The organism is Megasphaera indica (genome assembly GCF_046614755.1).
In the GTDB taxonomy this organism is placed as follows: Bacteria; Bacillota; Negativicutes; order Veillonellales; family Megasphaeraceae; genus Megasphaera; species Megasphaera intestinihominis.
Map to the genome: position 1 here is coordinate 139,299 of NZ_JBKKJR010000003.1, position 20,143 is coordinate 159,441.

The window sequence follows — 20,143 nt, forward strand, 5'->3', positions numbered from 1 at the left end:
ATATTAGACCTCCTCAACATACGTGGTAAGTTTAATGGCATCTCTCGGAATCAAAGTCGGCCACAATGCAAAAACTTCGCTCGGACGGCTACGTCCGCCAAAGAAGCACCCCTGAGCCGGTCCATTCAAATTGCTGACCGCAGCAACTTCAGGGGTCAGTTTCAGACCTTCTTTTTTAGATTCTGTCATAATAGCATACCGCAAGACAACTTCATTAAGATCTGCATTGATTTCAGGAGCTAATGGCCCATGCAAGGCATTAACACCAAGATAGCTAATATTCTTGCGAATAATTTTCGCATTTTTCATAGCTAAACGCTTATCAAGGATGTCAGCGGCCATCTTAGCCTTATCCAAGGCTCTAGGCCAAGAATACGGTAAATAAGCAATCGTCCGATAGCCTTCCAGATACCCGACACAAAGTTTTAACGTATCAGGTGCAGGTGTACCCGTAACGCCCCGAACAGCAACATGATCCCGTTCAATTTCTTCTACCGTAATTTTACTGAAGTCAGCGACTACATCAGGCGTAATATATTTAGATGGATCATGGATTTCATAAAGGAGCTGTTCTTTTACAGATTGAGGTGTAACAAGCCCGCCAGTATTTTTCGTTTTTGTTAAAATTAAACTGCCTTTTTCACTGATTTCTGCAATCGGATAGCCTAAATTTTCTGGACTCGGAACATGTTCCCAATCATAGTCATAGTTCCCGCCTGTTGCCTGAGCCCCACATTCACAAAGATGGCCAGCCAAAATGCCTGTAGCTTTTGCCGTCCAGTCATCATATTTCCAGCCAAATTCATAAATGAGGGGAGCTTCAAACATAGCCGTATCTGTTGAACGGCCAAGAATAATAATATCGGCACCGTCTTCTAAACATTTGACGATAGGTTCTACCCCATAATAAACATTGGCATTCACCATATTAGGTAAAATCCGGTCAATGTCTTCACCTGTATCCATGTGTTTCATCGTAATTCCCTGTTGACGGAGCTGAGGAATAATTTCACGTACATCATCCCCGAGGACATAGCCAACTTTTAAATGATATCCACCTTCACGAATAGCTTCTTTAGCTTTTTCGACGCAGGCTTTAACATTCATACCACCGGCATTCGTAATAACTTTAGTTCCTTTTTCTGCAATATAGGGAAGCATCCCTTTAAGCGCCGTAATAAAATCGCGAGCATACCCAGCTTCGGGTCTTTTTTCCTGTTGACGTCTCATGATAGATAAGGTCAATTCAGCCAAATAATCGCAGCAAATGTAATCAAGATTATCCTCTCTTGCCATAGTAATCGGTGCATCACTTAAATCGCCCCAAAAACCTTGGCCACCGCCGATTCTGATTGTTTTCATAATAGGTTTACCTCTTTTCTTTAAGACTATACAGTATTTTTTACCGTACATTTACTCGTTACACTTATTTATATGAAATTTTCGTGCCATATATTATTTAAAAGTAGTATATTCAGCTCAATAAATCCACACATTAAGATAACTACGCCATTTTCGTTTTATATCATTGTTATATTTAAAAGAAGCCCAATTTAGGTATACTCAAGAAATGTATACCTAAATTGGGCTTTCTGTTTACATAGTATACAGTATATTACGTATTATTTGTTTACATAGTATACACTATGATTTGTCAAATCCATATAATTTCCATTTTTTATAAAAGGTCCTTCGACTGATTCCTAAAATCTTCATCGCTTTAGTTTTATTCCCTTGAGCATCTTCCATAGCTTGGGCGATTTTCTTCTTTTCCATCAGTTGAACACCTGATTTTAGAGAATAGGAATCTATAGTCTTACGCTTTTCCATATCGACAGAAGGCAGATATGCTGAACTTGTCGCAACATATTGCAATTCTTCGGGTAAGTGTTCTAAACGAATAACAGATTCATTACATACAATAACCGCATATTCCATACAACTTTGCAATTGCCTTACATTACCCGTCCAAGGAAATGATAAAAAATATTTTTCTACTTCTGTAGATAAAGTGATTTTTTTCCCATATTTCAATGCATACTTTTTTAAAAAGAAATTAGCCAGTAAAAGTATATCATTTCCCCGTTCACGTAAAGGTGGAATCATTATTTTAAAGGTATTCAAGCGAAAATATAAATCATCTCGAAAACGACCTTCACGAACCATCTGCTTTAAATCTCGATTCGTCGCAGCAATAACTCTTACATTAACCTTTTGAACCGTATTTGACCCTATCTTTTGAATTTCACCAGATTGCAGTACTCGTAATAATTTCGCCTGCATAAACAAAGGCATTTCGCCAATTTCGTCTAAAAAAATAGTTCCACCATCAGCTTGTTCAAACTTCCCTAATTTTCCTCCCTTTACGGCTCCCGTAAAAGACCCAGCAGTATAACCAAAAAGTTCACTTTCCATTAACGATTCTGGAATAGCCGAACAGTTCAAATTTACATAAGGTCGGGAGCGTTTACCACTGATTTTCAAAATAGCATTAACCAGGACTTCCTTACCAGCTCCACTTTCGCCTTCGATAAGAACAGTCGCATCTGTCGGAGCGACCAATTCAGCTAGGCGGAGACATTTTAAAAAATTAGGACTCTGTCCGATGACATCAGAAAATTCAGTAGATAAATCTTGTTTGCTATGAACTGCCGCCTTAAATATAGAATGATTTAACCGCTGTGCTTTTTCTAACTCTTCTTTGCTCCGTGTCAATTCCGTAATATCATTAAAAACAGATACAGCACCAATTAATTTTTGTTGTTTAACAATGGGTGTAATGGTCACACGGATTTTCTTTCCCCGAGTCCGAACTTCTACTAGCTGATGATAAATTGGGACTCCCGTTTTTAGAACCTTTAAAATCAGCGCTCCAGGTTCAATGGTTTTCACTTGTTTATAAATTACTTTTTCTTTGGGTACTGCTAAAATCTTCGTATAAGCCGTATTCACATAAAGAATCCGTGAAGTCTTATCAACGATAACGATTCCATCATGGACAGCATCCATAGCTTCACGCATCATAAGTTCTGTAACATCGTTGTATTCAGCCATGCAATCCATCTTTTCACCTACTTTTCTATAAACTCATCGAGGTCCCATAAACCGATTGCCGTTAAGGTGAATCATGTGATCTGGTTCATCGGCAATCCAAACTTCGGTTTCCCAAGCTAAGTCCGCCACAAAGCGTTTGTAGACGGTTACATCAGGAAAAGCGGTAACATAGATTTTCCCGCTCGTGACCTGCTGAGTCATAGCTTCCAATTCTTGTAAGCGTTTAGGACTCATAGGACCCACGGAGGTCACGGCTTCAACAAAGTAAATCCAGTCGACGTCCTTGCAATACAGGATGACATCGGGCAACTTATCATGTTCTGTCAAAGCAATTCCTAATTGTTTCAGTAACGTCTGGTTTTCCACTAAGTTCTTGTTAGTCGTATCACCAACATACAAGCAAATAGCCCCTGATGCAAAGCGCGGTGCAAATTCTTCCAAGATAGCTTTTTGTAAGGCATTATGCTTATCTGTCAAATTAAAAATATCTTCTTGCGTCAAACCAGTTTCTTCGCGAGCTTTTTTAATTCTGTTTTCGGACATCCGTAAACCTCATTTCTTAATTCAATCTTACCATAGAACAAAATTTTGCAAAGTATATAATAATAATATAAAAAATGCCCAGCGCTCAATAAACGTGGCGCGTCCGCCGTGAATCCAGTGAAATACCGATAGTTATTATGCAATCGTTATCCCCCTACAGCCCTTTGCTATGTAGTTATATTCATAATAAAGGAGGTGCCACACGAAGCCAAAATGGCTGCATGTGACATCTCCTTTTTACGTTTCTCACGAACGATTTGCGAGTTCTTTGATGGTCCCTTTTTCGATTTCAAAGAGATGGATCGTGTCTGTTTCTCCAGACAGTTGTTTTTGGACTTCTTCGGCCAGGTGCAACGTGGCATCGGAGCAGGTGAACAGGAATATCTGTTCTTTTTTACCCAGGGATGCCAGGAACTGGATGGCTTCTTTCTGGCGCTGTTCGTCGAAGCGGACGAGGATGTCGTCGAGGATGAGCGGCATCGGTTCGATTTGTTTGGAGAAGGCCATGGCCAGGCTGATGCGGATGGCCAGGTAAATCTGGTCGCCCAGGCCGCTGCTCCACTGTTTTTCCGGGACGCGGCGCTGGCTGCCATCGACGGCAAAGAGCTGTTTTCCGTCCAGGCTGGCCTGCAGGGTATAGCGGCCCTGGGTCATGAGATTGAGGTATTCGCCGGCCTGGCGGATGACGATAGGCTGGCGGACCCGTTCGTAGTATTCCTGGGCCTGTTCCAGCATGTACTGGGTGTACATATTGGTCAGCCAGTCGTCGACGTCGCGGTCCAGTTCGGCCTTGCGGTTCTGTTTGGCTTGCAGGAGCTTGCCGTATTCGTCGCTCTTGGCCATCTGGCTCAGGCGTTCGATGATGCTGCCTCGTTTTTCTGCAACTTCAGCCAGTTTCTTTTCGGCATCGGCGATTTTTTTCTGGTAGTAGTCGCGTTCATCTGTCCAGGTCTTCAAGGTATGGATTTTCAATTCATGGCGCAGTTCGGCCAGGTTTTTCGGCGTCTTGGCGATGAGGCGGATATGGGCTTCCGTCTGGTCATAGACTTCTTTGTACTGATGGAACTGGCGGAAGCGCAGGACTTTGCTGCGGAATTCGCCTTCCGTCTGGGCCCCTGTCGCCTTGAGCAGTTCCTGCTGTTCTTGGACGCGCTGCTGCCGTTCTTCTCCCAGGCTGGCAATCTGACTTTCCCGTTCTTTCTGCTGACGATCCTGTTCTTTGGCCACTTCAGCCTGGACGCGGATGTCCTGCCACTGTTTGTAGACGTCTTCGACGGTATCCGGGGAAACGGCCTTCTTAACGCCGACTTCCCGGAAAATCTGTTCTGCCGTGTCGCTCCAGCGGGAAATGGCGCCTTTCAATTCCAGCTTGCGCCGCTTCCAATCGGCAGCGGCCGTCGTGACTTCATGCCACGTATCCCAGGCTTCTTTGGCTTTGGCCACATCGGCCGTATCCAGTTTGCTGAAACTATTTTTATCTCGCCAGCCGTCCCAGGCCGTTTCACAGGCCAGGAGCTGTTTTTTGCAGGTATTGCCATCGGACTGCCATTTTTCATAGATGGCGTCGTACATGACTTTCTGTTCTTTCTGCCAGGCATTCTTCGTTTCCCGCGTCTGCCAGTCCAGATACTGCTTGCGGACGGCGTCCAGTTCCTGGAGCCAGCGTTCATTCGATTCGTCCGTACTGAGGGTCATTTCCGCTTCTTTAGCTAAGTCGCTGATCTTGCGGTTGACGCCTGCCAGCCGGCCTTCGATTTCTGCGATTTTCCGGGGGACCCGGTCGGCACCGGTACTCTGACGGACCAGGGAAATAATGGCGATGACGACACAGGCAGCGGCACCGCCGAGGCCCAGGGTCGAATCGAAGTGAGCCAGATAGACAGCGGCGACGCAGAGGGCCGCCAGGACCAGGAAAGCGATGCCGACGAAGGTAAAGGCCTTCGACGAGCCAGCCGGTTCGTTCTTCAGCCATTCCAGCTGTTCCTGTATCTTCTGGCGTTCCATGACGACGTTCTGGATCGTCGCTACAGCCGTCCCGATGACATCCCATTCGTCCTTGGTCTTTTCAGCCGGCCCGTCTTCGCCGCTGGCACCGGAAACATTCTTGGGCTTGTCGGCCTGCCATTTCTCTAAATCCTGACGGCTGTGGTCGAGGGCAGCGGCGGCCGAAATCCCCTGAGTCCAGTTGACGGCTGATGGAATATCCTTGCCATCGGTCCAGGACTTGAGCAGGTCGGCTTGTTTCGTACCTTCAAATTCCCAGTCCATTTCCTTATCTTCATGGTCCGAAAGTTCTTCCAGCCCCTGCTTCCATTCACCGACATGGTGAGCCATGGCGTCGAGCTGGGGGCCACAGGCCAACCAGCGGTTCCACGATTCCTGGAAGGCCGGGCCTTTACGGCTCGTCGCCTTGAGCTTGCGGACCTGTTCGTCAATGGCCTTGATGTTCTGTTCCAGCTCGGCCCATTTCTGCGCGCCGTCAGCCGGGAACTGGGATACATCGGCCAGGGACTGCATATGCTGCATGGCGTCCTGGCCGCGTTTATAGACATCCCAGGCAGCGATAGGCATGGAAATCCGTTCGATCTGCTGCTTCGATTCTTCGATATCCAGGCGGATGCGGTTCTCGATTTCATGCGTCGTCTGTTCCGTTTCCTGCAGGCTGGCGAATTCATCTTCATCGTAGGCCATGCCGGTAATGCGGCGGTCGAAGTCCTTCTGCTCGTTGAGCAGGGCATTGATGGGTTTCTTGCCCTGCGGCGAAGCGACCAGGAAGTCACCCATATGCTTGGTCACTTCGCTGCGGGCCAGGCCCATGCCGATGCCGCCTTCGATGCTGAAGAAATGGCTGCGCACGGCTTCATTGGACAGGATTTTGAACCCTTGCAGGTCTTCCAGGCCCATGGCAAAAATCGTATCATACGTCTGACGGTCCAGGCCGTGCCACCACAGATTCGCTGGCTCTTCCTGTACTTTTTCCTGGCCGTCTGACAGGAAATATTCTTTTTCATTGCGGACGATGCGGTATTCCTTTCCGTCTTCCCGACGGATGCCCATGCTGCCGAAATAGCCCTTCCAGTCTCCGCGCAGATAGCCGAAGAACATGGAGCGGACATATTTCATGAGCGTCGTCTTGCCGCTTTCGTTGCGGCCATGCATGACGATCAGGCCGTGTTCCGGCGGATTCCAGCTCACATTATGGTAAATCCCGAAATCATCCAAATGCATCTCTGTAATCTTCATACTGCTTAACCTCTTCTATGTTCCAGCAATTTCTGTACGCCCAGCCACTTGGCTTTCTCGAACGTTTCCAGCAGGCGCTGGTCCGTCAGGGCCCTTCCATAGGCCCCGAGGCGTTCAAATTCCGGGCGGCTCATGAGAATATCCCGCAGCGCCTTGGCCCTTTCTTCAGGAGCCAGCTTTTCCAGCTTGTCGAAGACATTCAAGTAGTCGCCGACGGAGTCGGGCAGTTTACTTCGTTCGTCCATATTCATCTTGGGACGGGCCAGGTTACGCAGGCGTTCGACCATGACGAAGGCGTATTTCCCCTGTTCTTCTTCACGCCAGCTTTCCAGCCAGTACTGCGTCGCTTCCGGATTGTTGAGGACGTGGTACATACTGCCGGAACCGGTGAAATTGACCGTCAGGAACGTCGGCTTGCCGATATCACGGCGCACTTTTTCCTTGGCGAAGCGGACGGACTCGCGCAGTTCCGACACCGATTCGATACCGTCGATGGCGAGGTCGATGCTTTCCCAGCGGACGATGCTCGTGTCGATGAATTCCAGGTCCGTCGTCCCATACGGTCCGACTTCGACGTAATAACAGCCCCGCGGCCCCGTTTCCGTACAATCGAGGCCCTGCGGGTTGCCGGCATAGACGACATAGGGCTTTTCGCAGAGTATCTCATGCTTGTGGATATGCCCGAGGGCCCAGTAATCCATGCCACATTCTTTCAAATCTTCCAGGGTGCACGGCGCATATGTCGAATCCCGGCTGCCCACCTGGGTATGGAGCATGCCGATGGCAAAGCGGTCGCCAGCAGCGCGGTTGAATTTCCAGGCCAGATTGTCCCGCTGTTCGCTCTTGGCATAACTCTGCCCGTAAATGGCCGCTACTTCTTCGCCATCTACGACCAGGGGGACCCGTTCGACAGCATCGGTCGGAAACACGTGGACATTCGGCGGAAAGGGAATCTTCGCCTTCCACGCTTCGAGCGGATCGTGATTGCCCAGGACGGCAAAGACCTGGATGTTATTCTGTGCTAATTTATGTAAAAGGCGCACGTAATCGAGCTGTGCCGTCAAGTTGTGATCGGCACTGGTGTAGACATCGCCGGTGATGAGGACAGCGTGGACCCGTTTATCAATGGCCATCTGGACGATTTTCTGGAACGCCCGGACCGGCGCTTTCCCGACGATGCGCTGCCACCGTTCATCAATAGCGGAGAGGTTATGGAAAGGGCTCCCTAAGTGGAGATCCCCGCATTGAATAAAACGCAAACTTTTCGCCATTAGTATCCTTCTTTCTCTGACCACGCTCCATGCAACGCCGCTACGGCATCGCGGAGCCTGCAGGTGGGAATTTTTGAAAATGACAGGAGAAATTCTTTATCCGTTTCCTGCGACGGTGTTTCATAAAAAGACTGCATGGACAAGACACGGCAGCCCTGCCGTTCCGCCCGGCGGCGCAGTTCTTCTTCCGATAAGCGGCTGTGCAGGCGGATATGGCAGTATACGCCGGAAACCAGCCGCCCTACGACGATATCCTGACCAAAGGCTTCGACTAAGAGCCGGCCTAAGAGCTCCCCTTTTTCCTGGTATTCCTTGCGCAGGCGCCGTACCTGACGGGCCAGTTCGCCGCTCTCGATATATTCCGCCAGTACGCACTGCTCCGGAACCGACGCGCCCTGGCGGAACAGGCTGCGCCGCTGTTCGTAAAGGGGCATGAGCTGAGGCGGCAGTACCATATAGCTGAGGCGGATGAAAAAGGGCAATACTTTGGACAAGGCCCCCATGTAGACGACGCGGCCGTGGCGGTCCAGGCCCTGCAAAGCCGGGACGGGGCGGCCATAATAGCGCAGCTCGCTGTCGTAATCGTCTTCGATGATCAGTCCATCCGTCTTTTCAGCCCAATGCAGCAGACGATGGCGGATGCCGGCGGGCATGACCGTCCCCGTCGGAAACTGATGGGACGGGCTGACGTAGACCAGGCGGACGCCGCTGGCTTCCAGGGCATCGACGTGGAGCAGGCCGCCGCTGATGGGAATGGGCACGATGGAATAGCCGCTGTTGCGGAAAATCTCCCGGCCCAGGCGGAAGCCCGGGTCTTCGACGCCGATGCAGGCATATTTATCGTGAAGCAGATTGGTCAGGACGCCGAGAAGGGAAATCGTCCCGGCACCGATGATGATCTGCGACGGCTCTGCATGGACGCCGCGCGTTTCATAGACGTAACGGCTCAGGGCCCGGCGCAAATCGGGGACGCCCTGGTCATCATTGGCCGCCAGCAGCCGGTCTGGCTCCGATAAGATCCGATTCATATATTTCCGCCAGATGTCAAGGGGAAAGCGTTCCAAAGCCATGTCGCCACTGGCGAAGTCATAGGCATAGACGGGACGACGGCTGGCTTCACGCAATACGGGCGCAGCAGCCTCTTCGGTCCGCACTTCCAGACCGCCCAGGGAGGCCACTTCATAGCGGGCCTTATGGCGGCGCAGGATGTAGCCTTCACTGGCCAGCTGGTAGTAGGCCTTTTCGACGGTCATCTTGCTGATGCCCGCAGCCTGGGCCAGTTCACGGACCGAGTCGAGGCGCATGCCGGCTATCATCCGGTGCGCTTCGATTTCCCGACGATAATATTCATAAATTTGTACATAATACGGTTTACTAATCGATTTATCGAGTTGCAGCATCGTAACCCGGCGCAGGCGCCGTCTCCTTTCCCTGAATTACAGACATGGTGAAAATATCTCTGCAATATTATATTGTACCGAAAAAACGTGGCCGTGGCTAGTGGTTCGTGGCTCGTGGCTCGTGGTTCGTAGCTAGTGGCTCGTGACTAATGCGCCATGGCCGCTGCGACGGCGGCGCCGACTAAGGGGCCGTCCTGGATGAGTACCGGGTCGACGGGGATCTGCTTGTCCCGGCTCACGCCTTCATTCTGGCAGGCCTGCATGGCATCTTCCATCATGAACAAGGCGCCGCGGACGTGTTCCAAGAGGCTCCCGTCGACGGCCACGGACTGGGCCGGAACGGCTTCGCCGCCATAAAGATGGCGCAGGATGCCGCAGCTCACAGCACCGGCCAGCTGGGCGGCGCGAACGAAAATGGCGGCGCCGATATTGCGGACAGGCCGCACCTCATCGGGCCGCACGATGCGCTTCCACAGCTGGCCCATCTTGAGCCGGCACTGCCTATCATTGTCGCAGCTGATGATGTCATTCATAGCGGCTGTGGAAAACACCGGGAGCTGGCGGGTCTTGAAATAAGACAGCAAGGTCTGCCGGAAGATTTCCGCTGCATAGGCACCGCCTGTCATCTTTTCCATCCGATGCTGACCGGGCTGGGCCGACAGGGCGTCGACCGCCTTGTCCCAGCGATTGCGTATGAGGCCGCCATAGTCGCCGGCTTCCAGATTGACGATCATATCCCAGGCCGGCTCATAGTAGCAGGCGTTGAAGCCCGTCCCGCAGACGAGGCCCAGGCGGACCCGTTCCAGCGTATACGCTGCCGACAACAGCAGGGCCGTCGTGTCATTGACCAGGGCCACCGGTTCGACAGCCCTAAAGCCCTGACGGGCCAGGGCCTGTTTGAGCATGGCGTTGACCCATTCGCCTTCCACACCGGGAACGGCAATTTCTTTCGACCACGACAGGAGCCGGCCATCGCGCAGGTCCTGCCGCTCTATGGCAAAGGAAAAGGTATGGCCCAGGGTATAGGCCTGCTGCCCATGGGCAACCTGACCGACGAGGCGGGCCAGGAAATCGAAAAGCTCCCCAGCCGTCGTCGACGAAGAGAGATAGTCGTACTGGCCAGGCAGCCGGAGCGGCTGGCAGACCTTCTTTTCGATGAGGTAACAGTGCCGGCCCAACAGGCGGATCCGCGCAGCCCTTGCGTTCGTACCGCCGAAATCCAGGGCCAGATAGACGCCGTGCTCATCACCGCCAGGCAGGGAAACATGCGATTTCAGGGCCGATACGGTCGCCCCGGGCTGGCCGCGCAGGGCCCGTTCCATATCGGCGGCAAAATCGCGGGAAATCTGCTGCAGCCGCTCGTCGGTCAAATAAAAATAGCGGGCAATATTCATCCAGTCCATCCGTTCTTCCATGGCAGTGATCACACCTCTCGTAAAATCATAACTTTATTATACTATAGTTTTTCGGCCTTTGTCGTCTTCCCTTGTCATTTCTCTCAAGCCAGTTCCTATCAACAGTTGACTTTTTGTGATAATAGGCTATAATCATAGGCAGAGTGAGACCGAATCACAAGGGTCGCACGAAGGGGTACACCACCTTGGGTGTAATTCTTCGTGCGACCCTTTTTTCATTTGAGAGAAAGGAGGATCCTCCATGGTACGGATCAACGGCAAAGACATCGAAGCGGCCGGCCAGAACCTGCTCGCTTACCTGACCGACCAGGAATATCGTACAGACCGCATCGCCATCGAGCTGAACGGTGCTATCGTATCGCGCAAGGATTACGATAAAGTGACTTTGAAAGACGGCGATTCCATGGAAATCGTACACTTCGTCGGCGGGGGCTGATTCCCTGCGGCAAAGCAGTCATGAACTCATCTATCATTATAAAAGGAGTGTTTCCCAATGGAAAAAAAAGATACCCTGGTCCTTGGCGGCCACGAATTCACATCGCGTTTCATCTTAGGTTCCGGTAAATTCTCTGTCGACCTCATCAAGGCCGCTGTCGAACAAGGCGGTGCCCAGATGGTAACCATGGCCCTGCGCCGCGTCGAAGCCGGCCAGAAAGACAATATCCTCGACTATATCCCGAAAGATGTCACCCTGCTCCCCAATACGTCCAGTGCCCGCAATGCCGACGAAGCCGTCCGCATCGCCCACTTGTCCCGTGAAGTCGGCTGCGGCGATTTCATCAAGATTGAAGTCATGCGCGACTCCAAATATCTCCTGCCGGACAACAACGAAACCATCAAAGCTACGGAAATCCTGGCTAAAGAAGGCTTCATCGTCCTGCCGTACATGTATCCGGACCTCTACGCCGCCCGTGCCCTGGCTGACGCCGGCGCTGCTGCCATCATGCCTCTGGCTTCGCCTATCGGCACCAACAAAGGCTTGTCGACGAAAGATTTCATCCAGATCCTCATCGACGAAGTCGACCTGCCGGTCATTGTCGACGCCGGTATCGGCCGTCCGTCCCAGGCCTGCGAAGCCATGGAAATGGGCGCCGCTGCTATCATGGCCAACACCGCCGTCGCTACGGCTGGCGACCTGCCTCTCATGGCCAAAGCCTTCGGTGAAGCCATCCGTGCCGGCCGCAATGCTTACCTCGCCGGCTTGGGCCGCGTCCGCGAAACGGCTTCGGCTTCGGATCCGCTGACGGGATTCTTAGGGGACTGAGGAGGAATCGAACATGACGGAAGAAACTAAAACTATCGATCAGAGCAAACTCATCGACCACATGAAATATTTACCGGGCATGGAAGTCATCGACTCGGATATGCTCGACCAGGTCGTCGCCATCCGCAGTTCCTTCAACAATGACGACTTCACCGATAAAGACGTCCGCCTGGCCCTGTCGAAAGAACATCTGGACCCGCGGGACTTCATGGCCCTCTTATCGACGGCCGCTGCACCGTTCCTGGAAGAAATGGCCCAGAAAGCCCATCTGGTCACGCGGCGCCATTTCGGCAACAACATCACCATCCTGACGCCGATCTATTTCGCCAACTACTGCGATAACTACTGCATCTACTGCGGCTTCAACTCGCACAACAAGATCAAGCGCGCCCGCCTGACGGACGAAGAACTCCACCACGAATGTAAGAACATCGCCGATACGGGTATCGAAGAAGTCATCATGCTCACCGGCGAAAGCCCGAAGATGAGCGATATCAAATACATCGGCAACGCCGTCAAGATTGCCCGCCAGTATTTCCGGGTCATCAACATGGAAATCTACCCGGTCAATTCGGAAGACTACAAATATCTCCACGAATGTGGCGCCGACTACGTCACGGTCTTCCAGGAAACGTACAATTCCGACAAGTACGCTACCCTTCACCTGGCTGGCCACAAGCGCATCTTCCCGTACCGCTTCTATTCCCAGGAACGGGCCATCCTCGGCGGTATGCGCGGCGTCGGCTTCGCAGCCCTCTTAGGCCTGGACGACTACCAGAAAGATGCCCTGGCAACGGGGATGCACGCATGGCTCATGCAGCGTAAGTACCCGCATGCCGAAATTTCCCTGTCCTGTCCGCGCCTGTGCCCGATCATCAATAACGATAAGATCAACCCGAAGGACGTAGACGAACGGAAACTGACGCAGATCATCTGTGCCTATCGTCTGTTCATGCCTTACGCCTGCATCGTCGTATCGAGCCGTGAAAGCGCCCGCTACCGCAACGCCATCATGAAAATCGCCGCTACCAAAGTATCGGCCAGCGTCTGCGTCGGCATCGGAGGCCATCTGGAAAATGACGGCTCCGAAATGGGTGACGAACAGTTTGAAATCACTGACGGCCGGTCCTTTGACCAGATGTACTCCGACATCAAGAGCATGGGCCTGCAGCCTGTCACCAGTGAGTATATTTATTTGTAAACCACCTAATGTAATCCATTACCAATCCTATAAAATGCATATGACAAAAACGGTCCGGGACCCAATCCACCCCGAACCGTTTTTGTCATATATCTTCCCGTTTTAGGGCATTAAACTCATACAGAGCATTCATTATATTCTATTGGTATAATTGTTGACGTTAGTATGAGATTCATGTATAGTTATATATATAAAATACTCTAATATTCAGGTGATAAATCGTGTTAAAAGTAGCTGCAATTACAAATCACGAATTGGCTTCGACGAACTACTGGGATCAGCTCGAGCAAATCGCCGCATCCGATGTAGATTTCATCGTCCTTCGTGAAAAAAACCTTTCTGAAGAAGAATACACGGACTATGCGAAACGGGCCCTGCGCCTGTGCAGCATCCATCAGAAGACGTGTATCCTCCAGCATTTCGGAAAGGCTGCTATCCGTCTTCATATTCCCCGTTTCCAGTGCTCTCTGCCTTATTTGGAAACCCATTCGTCCCTGCTCTATTACATGACGACCCTCGGCGTCTCCGTACACACCGTCGAAGAAGCCGTCAAAGCCGAACAGCTCGGCGCTACGTACCTCATGGCCAGCCACGTCTTCCCGACAGCCTGCAAGCCGTCGGATCCGCCTATCGGCGTCGACACGGTCAAAGCCATCTGCAAGGCCGTCAAGATTCCGGTCTATGCCTTAGGCGGCGTTACGCCGAAGACCATCTCTCAGCTCCAGGACGTCCCCATCAAAGGCGTCGCCCTCATGTCGGGCCTCATGACCTGCCCGGACATACCGGGATATTTAAAAGAATTGCGTGCCTAAAGAGAAGGGATGACCGTAATGACCCAGGCTTATATCATCATTGATATGCAGAATGATTTCATCGACGGCGCCCTGGGAAGCGCTCAGGCTCAAGCCGTCGTCCCCCGCATCGAGGCCAAGATCGTGGCCAGCAAAAAGGATGCCGACCAGGAAACGGACCTGATCTTCACCCAGGACACCCACGACGAGGCCTACAGCGAAACCCAGGAAGGCCGGAAACTTCCCGTTCCACACTGCCTGAAAGACACGCGGGGCTGGCGTATCTGCAAACAGCTCCTGCCGTACACCATGTGGGCCACCATCCTGGAAAAGCCATCCTTTGGCTGTCCGGCCCTGGTCGATGAAGTACGCGACTACGACCGGCTGGTATTGATGGGCTTGTGCACGGACATCTGCGTCATCGCCAATGCCATGCTGCTCAAAGCCTTCTACCCGGAAAAGGAAATCATCGTCGACAGCACATGCTGTGCCGGTTCCACCCCGGAAAACCACGAAAGAGCATTACAGGCCATGAAAGCCTGCCAAATCGATATTGTATAAAAAAAGGCTTGTCGCACGTGCGACAAGCCTTTTTCTGTAGGGGCGCCCGCTCATGCCAATTGTTCACGGAATTCTTACATATATCTGGCGGGCTCGCCACGTGCGAGCCCCTACGAACCTGCAGCCTATTAACTGATGATTCCCGTGATTTCGGCTTTGGTCTGGTTGTTGTTGATTTTCTTTTCATAGCCTTTCAGGACCAGGCAGCCGATGATGCCGCCTGCGATCATGCCGGCAAAGGCCGTCATTTCCGGTTTGACCCGCCATGATTCTCCCAGCAGGTAGCCTGCGACGCCGCAGACGATGATGAGCAGCAAGGGGACGCCGAAGCAGATGATGCCCTTGACGCCCATGCCGGCGTCGGGGATGTTGAACTGTACATACTGTCCCTTTTTGGCCCCGATGGGGTTCACAGCATCGATGACGACATTGTCCGCGCACATGCTGTCACTGCACGGCGAATATAGATTATTGCGGTTGGTCTGGATTTTTACCAGGCCGTTCGGGCAGACTTCTTCAACGACGCCAGTTCCAGTTCTCATAATAAAATACCTCTCTTTTCAGGACTAAAAGCCCAGATTTTCTCCGACCAGGATAACCTTGATGCGGCCCTGGGGCTTGCAGATACGCGTCCGGACGACTTGGGCACAGACGCTGTCCGGCCGGATGCAGTGAGCACACATGCCCGTCTTGGCACAAGGCGTACCGACACCGGGGAAGCGGCCGATATTCTGCGGCGACGCCACGGTGTGCGCCCGTTCGATGCCGGCTTCGACCGTCGGGACGACTTTGTTCATGCCGACGATGGCGATGACCTGTTTCGGCCCGTAGCAAAGGGCGGCGACGCGGTTGCCATTGCCATCGATGTTGATGAGCTGGCCGTCCTGGACGGCTGCGTTGGCCCCCATGAGGAAGGTGTCACAGAGCAGGGCCTTGCGCATCAGTTCGACCCGTTCTTCCGGCGTCTTGGCCGAATCGCGGTCGATGACCGGATTGTGTTCCAGTACATAAGGCCGCAGGCCGATTTCATTGATGGATACCGAGCCGCCCCAGGATACGACATCCGTTTCCGGGATATACGAGATGGCCTGCTTCAAGGCTTCTTCCTTCGTCGGACAGTATACGGCTTCAAAGCCGCGGGCTGCAAACTTCTTTGCCACTAAAGGCCCTTTAATATCATACATGCGGTGCATCATATCGCTTCTATCCATAGTAACTCCTCCTTTATTTAGCCAGCATCATTTCCGCTTTGGCTTCGGCAGCCGGCGTACCATCAGCGTGGGTAATCTTTCCTTTCATGATGAACAGACGGCCGCGGTGGACTTCCGGCCAGCCTTCGACCTTGACCGTTTCGCCGATGCGTATGGCACTGCGGAAACGGATTTCCAGCCGCACCGTATAGGCTGGTTTACCGGCAATGCGGAACACATAATCTCCCATGACTTCATCCAGCAGCGTACTCGTCAGGCCTCCGTGCATGCGGTCGCCATAACTTTCATGCTCTGCCTTGGGCGTAAAATAAGCCACGCAGTGATCGCCTTCCATCTTCATGTCCAGCTTCAGGCCGATCGGATTATCGCGGCCACAGCCGAAACAATGATTCGTATCATAAGCAGTTTCCATCTAATCCCCCCTCCGAATATTCTTCACACTACCATTATTATACTATACTTGGCAAGCCTTTTCGCTTATTTGAAACGAATTATTATATTGGTATTGACAATCACTTTCAAATAAATTATACTTGCAGTATCAAAGCGAAAGGAGCGGCAACCGGACATGAACCTGGATTTCGTCTTAATAACCCACTGTTCACCGACTTTAGCGGGTCTCAAACAGGCATCCCTTCTCTGTCTACCCCGCTTGGACAGCGGCTGTACCTATGATGATATAATTGAAAAGTATAATCATAAATACAATGCAAAAGGCTTGTATTTCCGTATCTTGTACGCCTGTCCCAAACGCACTTTGCTGTATGTATACCGACCGGCCAGGGTCTGGGCCTACGTACAGCAGCGGGACATTTCATCATTTCTGCAGCAATTCGGCTATCAGGACTGCCAGGACATCTCTTCCCTGCTGGACCGTCTTGCCGAACGCTTTGCAGAAGATGGCTGTTTCCCTCATGAATCGGGCATTTTCCTCGGCTATCCCCGAGAGGACGTGTGCGGGTTCATCGCCAACAAGGGAAACCATGCCAAGCTTTGTGGCGAATGGAAGGTATACGGCGACGCCCACGCTGCCGCCCGTACTTTCCATCGCTATACGTGCTGCCGGCAAGACTATTTGAATCGCTTTGCCGTTGGGACAACATTAGACTCGCTCATTGTAGCATAAGGAGGATTTAATCATGGTAGAAATCGTTTATTGGAGTGGTACAGGTAATACAGAAGCAATGGCTAACGAAATCGAAGCAGCCGTCAAAGCTGCCGGTGCTGACGTAGAATCAGTCCGCTTTGAAGATACAAATGTCGATGATGTAGCTAGCAAAGACGTCATCCTGCTCGGCTGCCCGGCCATGGGTTCAGAAGAACTGGAAGACTCTGTCGTCGAACCGTTCTTCACCGATTTGGCTCCAAAATTGAAGGGCAAAAAAGTCGGCCTCTTTGGCTCTTACGGCTGGGGCTCCGGCGAATGGATGGACGCATGGAAACAGCGTACAGAAGATGCCGGTGCCACCGTCATTGGTACGGCCATCGTCAACGAAACACCGGACAACGCTCCTGAATGCAAAGAATTGGGCGAAGCCGCTGCCAAAGCATAAAAAATCAGAAAACAACTTCACATTCATTCTCCTCTTAGTAAAAGGGCTTGTCGCACAACGACAAGCCCTTTTACGTAGCTAGTGGCTAGCCGTTAGTGGTTAGCGGATGGCTTTAAATTTTAACGCTAACTGCTAACTGCTAGCTGCTGACGGCTGACGGCTTAAAAGAGCTAGTGTTTCGACGATGAACTTGCGTTTACTTTTTGTCAAGTATATATGCGAGATAGGTACGGTTAGACGTAACTCTCATCCTTCTCATTTGCCTAGGGTATGTTAAAATAGGAACGTACTGTCTCATACTTATTTATTCCTATAGTAAAAGGAGGAATTTTATGAAAGACCAAGTCTTTTCCATCTTGCAGGCTGTCGGCCGCAGTTTCATGCTGCCTGTCGCCATCCTGCCGATTGCCGGCTTACTCCTCGGTATCGGGGCTTCTTTCACGAATGCTACGACCATCCAGACCTATGGATTGGAAAGCGTCCTCGGAAACGGCACGATACTCCATTCACTGCTCACCATCATGAGCGATGCCGGCAACATCATTTTCGGTAACCTGCCCATCATCTTCGCCGTCGGCGTCGCCATCGGCATGGCCAAGCAGGAAAAGGAAGTCGCCGCCTTATCGGCCATGATCGCCTTTTTCGTCATGCACGCCTCGACCAACGCCGTCCTCAAACTGACTGGCAAAGTATTGGCCAATAACACCGTATCTCCCGATGTCCTGGAAGGTACGATTGCCAATGTCTGCGGCATCATGTCCCTCCAGGAAGGCGTCTTCGGCGGTATCATCGTCGGCATCGGCGTCGCCTACCTGCACAACCGCTATCATAAAATCGTACTGCCCAATGCCCTGTCCTTCTTCGGCGGGTCGCGCTTCATCCCTATCATTTCCACCGTCGTCTACATGTTCGTCGGCATTGCCATGTATTTCGTCTGGCCTGTCGTCCAGAGCGGCATCTTCGCCCTCGGCGGCCTGGTCACGGGTACGGGCTACATCGGCACCTTGATTTTCGGCATCATCAAGCGGGCCCTCATCCCCTTCGGCCTACATCACGTCTTCTACCTGCCCTTCTGGCAGACCGGCGTCGGCGGTTCGATGATGATCGACGGCAACCTCGTCCAGGGCGGCCAGAACATCTTCTTCGCCCAGCTCGCTTCGCCTAACGTCACTCACTTCAGTGCTGATGCAACCCGGTATTTCTCGGGCGAATTCATCTTCATGATCTTCGGTCTGCCCGGCGCCGCCCTGGCCATGTACCGCACGGCAAAACCGGAAAAACGCAAAGTCGCCGGCGGCCTGCTCTTATCGGCAGCCCTGACGTCCATGTTCACGGGCATCACGGAACCGATTGAATTCTCCTTCCTCTTCGTCGCACCGATGCTCTTTTACGTCCAGGTCGTCCTGGCCGGTGCCGCTTACATGATCGCCCACATGCTGAACATCGCCGTCGGCCTGACCTTCTCTGGCGGCCTGTTGGACCTGTTCATCTTCGGTATCCTGCAGGGTGAAGCCAAGACCAACTGGATGTACATCATCCCGGTCGGCATCATCTACTTCTTCCTCTACTACTTCATCTTCACGTTCCTCATCAAGAAGTTCGACCTCAAGACACCGGGCCGTGAAGACGACGATGTGGAAACGAAACTCTACACCAAAGCCGACGTCAAATCCCGTGACGCCGCAGCCAAAGCCGGCGACGGCGAGGCTGCCACGGACGTCGTCAGCCAGGCCATCACCCGCGCCCTGGGTGGTACCAAGAACATCACTTCCGTCGACTGCTGCGCTACGCGCCTGCGCTGCTCCGTAGCCGATTCGGCCTTGGTCAACGATGCAGCCCTGAAAGCCACTGGCGCTGTAGGCGTCATCAAGAAAGGCCAGGGCGTCCAGGTCGTCTACGGCCCGCAAGTCGCCGTCATCAAGGCCAACCTGGAAAGCTATCTGGCAACAAACCCGGCAGACGGCCCTATCGAAGCCGTACCGGCAGCGGAAACGGTTCCGGCTGAAGAAGCGCCGAAAGCCCAGGAAACACAGACTGAACCGGAAACAGATGCTGAAAAGCATTACTTCAATTCGCCCTTCACCGGCAGCCTCCATCCCATTACGGAAGCCCCAGATGAAGCCTTTGCCGGCAAAATGACAGGCGACGGCTTCTTCGTCTATCCGACAGACGGTACGGTCTATGCACCGGAAGACGGAACAGTCACCTTCGTCTTCGATACGAAACACGCTATCGGCATGACCACGGCAGACGGCGTAGAATATCTCCTGCACATCGGCATCGATACGGTCAAGCTCGAAGGTAAAGGCTTCAACGTCTTCGTCGAAAACGGCCAGGAAGTCAAGAAAGGCGATAAACTGATGGAATTCGACGACGAATTCATCAAGGCCAACGCCCCGTCTGACGCCTGCCTGTGCATCTTCACCGACCTCGAAGACGGTCAGGAAGTCCACCTGGCAGCCGACGGCAACGTAAAAGCCGGCGACCAGGCCGTCTGGTTCTAATGTGTAAAACCGTAGCCGCAGGCCGCAGGCAAGCCTCTCCTGATAGGAGAGGTGGCCCGCAGGGCCGGAGAGGTTGAATCCTTCAGTCAGCTGCGCTGCCTGCTCTCCTCATAAGAGAGCCAACGGGCCGTG

Annotated in this window: 18 protein-coding genes; 8 read left to right on the forward strand and 10 right to left on the reverse strand. The window is 52.3% G+C overall.

Annotated features, from left to right (window positions below; genetic code table 11):
• Positions 1-3: 3 nt before the first annotated feature.
• From ACFCTO_RS03190 to ACFCTO_RS03220, 7 genes are all read right to left on the reverse strand, one after another.
• Positions 4-1,362: an acyclic terpene utilization AtuA family protein gene (locus ACFCTO_RS03190; protein ID WP_294025107.1), complete on the reverse strand. Its 1,359-nt coding sequence runs from the start codon at positions 1,360-1,362 to the stop codon at positions 4-6.
• A gap of 282 nt (positions 1,363-1,644) precedes the next feature.
• Complete coding sequence (locus tag ACFCTO_RS03195; protein WP_294025108.1) at positions 1,645-3,054, reverse strand: sigma-54 interaction domain-containing protein; 1,410 nt, start codon at positions 3,052-3,054, stop codon at positions 1,645-1,647.
• A 33-nt stretch (positions 3,055-3,087) separates the two neighbouring features.
• Positions 3,088-3,597 (reverse strand): BsuBI/PstI family type II restriction endonuclease, encoded by a 510-nt coding sequence (locus tag ACFCTO_RS03200; protein WP_370842991.1) that lies wholly within the window; start codon positions 3,595-3,597, stop codon positions 3,088-3,090.
• 246 nt (positions 3,598-3,843) lie between these two features.
• The gene (locus ACFCTO_RS03205) at positions 3,844-6,840 is read right to left on the reverse strand and encodes an ATP-binding protein (RefSeq protein ID WP_370842989.1); all 2,997 of its coding nucleotides are present in this window, start codon (positions 6,838-6,840) and stop codon (positions 3,844-3,846) included.
• Positions 6,841-6,845: 5 nt separating this feature from the next.
• The gene (locus ACFCTO_RS03210; protein ID WP_370842987.1) at positions 6,846-8,111 is read right to left on the reverse strand and encodes a metallophosphoesterase family protein; all 1,266 of its coding nucleotides are present in this window, start codon (positions 8,109-8,111) and stop codon (positions 6,846-6,848) included.
• A complete protein-coding gene (gene pdxR / locus ACFCTO_RS03215) occupies positions 8,111-9,511 on the reverse strand; it encodes a MocR-like pyridoxine biosynthesis transcription factor PdxR (RefSeq protein ID WP_370842986.1) in 1,401 nt (466 codons plus the stop codon). The genes ACFCTO_RS03210 and pdxR overlap by 1 nt, the downstream gene beginning before the upstream one ends.
• Positions 9,512-9,657: 146 nt before the next feature.
• Complete coding sequence (locus ACFCTO_RS03220) at positions 9,658-10,926, reverse strand: hexokinase family protein (protein WP_370842984.1); 1,269 nt, start codon at positions 10,924-10,926, stop codon at positions 9,658-9,660.
• A 241-nt stretch (positions 10,927-11,167) separates the two neighbouring features.
• Between ACFCTO_RS03220 and thiS the strand changes: the two genes are divergently transcribed.
• The 5 genes from thiS (at position 11,168) to ACFCTO_RS03245 (ending at position 14,743) form a co-directional block, all read left to right on the forward strand.
• Positions 11,168-11,362, forward strand: coding sequence for a sulfur carrier protein ThiS (gene thiS, locus ACFCTO_RS03225; RefSeq protein ID WP_292106898.1), 195 nt, complete (start codon positions 11,168-11,170; stop codon positions 11,360-11,362).
• 57 nt (positions 11,363-11,419) lie between these two features.
• On the forward strand, positions 11,420-12,190 hold the full coding sequence (locus ACFCTO_RS03230) for a thiazole synthase (protein ID WP_292300780.1): 771 nt from the start codon (positions 11,420-11,422) through the stop codon (positions 12,188-12,190).
• Positions 12,191-12,203: 13 nt separating this feature from the next.
• Positions 12,204-13,391, forward strand: coding sequence for a 2-iminoacetate synthase ThiH (gene thiH, locus ACFCTO_RS03235; RefSeq protein WP_370842983.1), 1,188 nt, complete (start codon positions 12,204-12,206; stop codon positions 13,389-13,391).
• Between the two features lie 221 nt (positions 13,392-13,612).
• Entirely contained in the window at positions 13,613-14,203 is a 591-nt protein-coding gene (locus ACFCTO_RS03240) for a thiamine phosphate synthase (protein WP_292300776.1), read from the forward strand.
• 18 nt (positions 14,204-14,221) lie between these two features.
• The gene (locus ACFCTO_RS03245; protein WP_020310626.1) at positions 14,222-14,743 is read left to right on the forward strand and encodes a cysteine hydrolase family protein; all 522 of its coding nucleotides are present in this window, start codon (positions 14,222-14,224) and stop codon (positions 14,741-14,743) included.
• 128 nt (positions 14,744-14,871) lie between these two features.
• Here ACFCTO_RS03245 and ACFCTO_RS03250 read toward each other — a convergent pair whose 3' ends face one another.
• From ACFCTO_RS03250 to ACFCTO_RS03260, 3 genes are read right to left on the reverse strand one after another with little or no spacing between them, the layout of a single operon-like run.
• The gene (locus ACFCTO_RS03250) at positions 14,872-15,285 is read right to left on the reverse strand and encodes a SoxR reducing system RseC family protein (RefSeq protein ID WP_499876379.1); all 414 of its coding nucleotides are present in this window, start codon (positions 15,283-15,285) and stop codon (positions 14,872-14,874) included.
• Between the two features lie 24 nt (positions 15,286-15,309).
• Positions 15,310-15,954, reverse strand: coding sequence for a lactate utilization protein (locus tag ACFCTO_RS03255; RefSeq protein ID WP_292300377.1), 645 nt, complete (start codon positions 15,952-15,954; stop codon positions 15,310-15,312).
• Positions 15,955-15,967: 13 nt separating this feature from the next.
• On the reverse strand, positions 15,968-16,366 hold the full coding sequence (locus ACFCTO_RS03260) for a PaaI family thioesterase (protein ID WP_499876380.1): 399 nt from the start codon (positions 16,364-16,366) through the stop codon (positions 15,968-15,970).
• Positions 16,367-16,522: 156 nt separating this feature from the next.
• On the opposite strand from ACFCTO_RS03260, the gene ACFCTO_RS03265 reads away from it, so the two are divergent.
• The 3 genes from ACFCTO_RS03265 (at position 16,523) to ACFCTO_RS03275 (ending at position 20,011) form a co-directional block, all read left to right on the forward strand.
• Entirely contained in the window at positions 16,523-17,080 is a 558-nt protein-coding gene (locus ACFCTO_RS03265; protein ID WP_292300378.1) for a DUF3793 family protein, read from the forward strand.
• Between the two features lie 13 nt (positions 17,081-17,093).
• The gene (locus tag ACFCTO_RS03270) at positions 17,094-17,507 is read left to right on the forward strand and encodes a flavodoxin (protein WP_020310631.1); all 414 of its coding nucleotides are present in this window, start codon (positions 17,094-17,096) and stop codon (positions 17,505-17,507) included.
• A gap of 332 nt (positions 17,508-17,839) precedes the next feature.
• The gene (locus ACFCTO_RS03275; protein ID WP_499876381.1) at positions 17,840-20,011 is read left to right on the forward strand and encodes a PTS sugar transporter subunit IIABC; all 2,172 of its coding nucleotides are present in this window, start codon (positions 17,840-17,842) and stop codon (positions 20,009-20,011) included.
• Positions 20,012-20,143 lie beyond the last annotated feature (132 nt).

What these genes read in the sequence shown, in the direction of transcription:
- ACFCTO_RS03190 (WP_294025107.1), bottom strand. Translation starts at nt 1,362, where the DNA reads ATGAAAACAATCAGAATCGGCGGTGGCCAAGGTTTTTGGGGCGATTTA.
- ACFCTO_RS03195 (WP_294025108.1), bottom strand. Translation starts at nt 3,054, where the DNA reads ATGGCTGAATACAACGATGTTACAGAACTTATGATGCGTGAAGCTATG.
- ACFCTO_RS03200 (WP_370842991.1), bottom strand. Translation starts at nt 3,597, where the DNA reads ATGTCCGAAAACAGAATTAAAAAAGCTCGCGAAGAAACTGGTTTGACG.
- ACFCTO_RS03205 (WP_370842989.1), bottom strand. Translation starts at nt 6,840, where the DNA reads ATGAAGATTACAGAGATGCATTTGGATGATTTCGGGATTTACCATAAT.
- ACFCTO_RS03210 (WP_370842987.1), bottom strand. Translation starts at nt 8,111, where the DNA reads ATGGCGAAAAGTTTGCGTTTTATTCAATGCGGGGATCTCCACTTAGGG.
- pdxR (WP_370842986.1), bottom strand. Translation starts at nt 9,511, where the DNA reads ATGCTGCAACTCGATAAATCGATTAGTAAACCGTATTATGTACAAATT.
- ACFCTO_RS03220 (WP_370842984.1), bottom strand. Translation starts at nt 10,926, where the DNA reads ATGGAAGAACGGATGGACTGGATGAATATTGCCCGCTATTTTTATTTG.
- thiS (WP_292106898.1), top strand. Translation starts at nt 11,168, where the DNA reads ATGGTACGGATCAACGGCAAAGACATCGAAGCGGCCGGCCAGAACCTG.
- ACFCTO_RS03230 (WP_292300780.1), top strand. Translation starts at nt 11,420, where the DNA reads ATGGAAAAAAAAGATACCCTGGTCCTTGGCGGCCACGAATTCACATCG.
- thiH (WP_370842983.1), top strand. Translation starts at nt 12,204, where the DNA reads ATGACGGAAGAAACTAAAACTATCGATCAGAGCAAACTCATCGACCAC.
- ACFCTO_RS03245 (WP_020310626.1), top strand. Translation starts at nt 14,222, where the DNA reads ATGACCCAGGCTTATATCATCATTGATATGCAGAATGATTTCATCGAC.
- ACFCTO_RS03250 (WP_499876379.1), bottom strand. Translation starts at nt 15,285, where the DNA reads ATGAGAACTGGAACTGGCGTCGTTGAAGAAGTCTGCCCGAACGGCCTG.
- ACFCTO_RS03255 (WP_292300377.1), bottom strand. Translation starts at nt 15,954, where the DNA reads ATGGATAGAAGCGATATGATGCACCGCATGTATGATATTAAAGGGCCT.
- ACFCTO_RS03260 (WP_499876380.1), bottom strand. Translation starts at nt 16,366, where the DNA reads ATGGAAACTGCTTATGATACGAATCATTGTTTCGGCTGTGGCCGCGAT.
- ACFCTO_RS03265 (WP_292300378.1), top strand. Translation starts at nt 16,523, where the DNA reads ATGAACCTGGATTTCGTCTTAATAACCCACTGTTCACCGACTTTAGCG.
- ACFCTO_RS03270 (WP_020310631.1), top strand. Translation starts at nt 17,094, where the DNA reads ATGGTAGAAATCGTTTATTGGAGTGGTACAGGTAATACAGAAGCAATG.
- ACFCTO_RS03275 (WP_499876381.1), top strand. Translation starts at nt 17,840, where the DNA reads ATGAAAGACCAAGTCTTTTCCATCTTGCAGGCTGTCGGCCGCAGTTTC.